Source organism: Gottschalkia purinilytica (assembly GCF_001190785.1).
Taxonomy (GTDB): Bacteria; Bacillota; Clostridia; order Tissierellales; family Gottschalkiaceae; genus Gottschalkia_A; species Gottschalkia_A purinilytica.
Genome location: NZ_LGSS01000059.1, coordinates 1 through 927 on the forward strand (window position 1 = coordinate 1; position 927 = coordinate 927).

Below are 927 nucleotides of genomic sequence, written 5' to 3' on the forward strand. Positions count from 1 at the left end.
TTCTACTTGAGAAAGGGACATTTTATTTATCCCTTTCTTTATGTAGACAGCTTTCCTTCTTCTCTCCGCTCTGTCCACTACCTCACTTCCTTTTATTTATCATCTATCCCTGTTAATTCTTTAAAATAAGGTAACTCTTCTATCCATTTACAAAACTCTTTCCATTGTGGTAACCTGTGATTTTTCCTCTGATGATATATATTTAATAACTGTTGATAGTTAGTGTTTATAGTTCTTTTTTGTAAATAACTTTCTGGTAGCAATGTTTTAGCCAGCTCTAAATATCTTTCTTTCGAACTCTCTATATATTCTTCTCTTAATTCATTAAGCGTATCTATAACTTGACATATAATACCTACCTCTTCTTCTTTTGAAATAAACTCAAAATCTAATATCGACATTTCTTTTCTAAACAAGGTATGCATAGTAGAACATGAAATCTTTTCAACATGTTTGTAGGTATCGAATTCCTGCCACCAGTACCTTGGTGCTTTTACATCTGCCCATACTTGTATCATTCTTAAATGTTTACAATGCTCTGTTCCTGCTTTAACCAATTTTTTCGATAATTCTATATCTGCATTTCCTATACTAAATTTTAATATTCCTGAATCTAATTCGTATGCAACGCTATCTGTCCTACCCCAACTATTCTTTGGATTTCTCATTCCTCTTAGAGCATGTTGAAATCCATATACGTCTGTATAAATTATTCTCATTTTCCCACTCCCTTTGTTTTATATTAAATCTTCAAATATTTCCTCTTGTCTATCCGTCATGTAGTCTACTTCATCATCTCCACAGTTAGGACATAACGCATGTTCTACATTGCCTGATCGTGATGTTATTCTAAATAACTCTCCACACTCATTACATCTTAAATTTTTAAATCTTATCATATTTATCTTCTCCTTTCTAGAATGGAAT

At 31.8% G+C, this 927-nt stretch carries 2 protein-coding genes; both read right to left on the reverse strand.

Features of this window, described 5'->3' with window-relative positions; translation table 11 throughout:
- Nucleotides 1-92: 92 nt before the first annotated feature.
- Nucleotides 93-719, reverse strand: coding sequence for a hypothetical protein (locus CLPU_RS16330; protein WP_050379149.1), 627 nt, complete (start codon nucleotides 717-719; stop codon nucleotides 93-95).
- 18 nt (nucleotides 720-737) lie between these two features.
- On the reverse strand, nucleotides 738-927 hold a 190-nt coding region (locus CLPU_RS17410; protein WP_235436199.1), incomplete at its 5' end, for a hypothetical protein.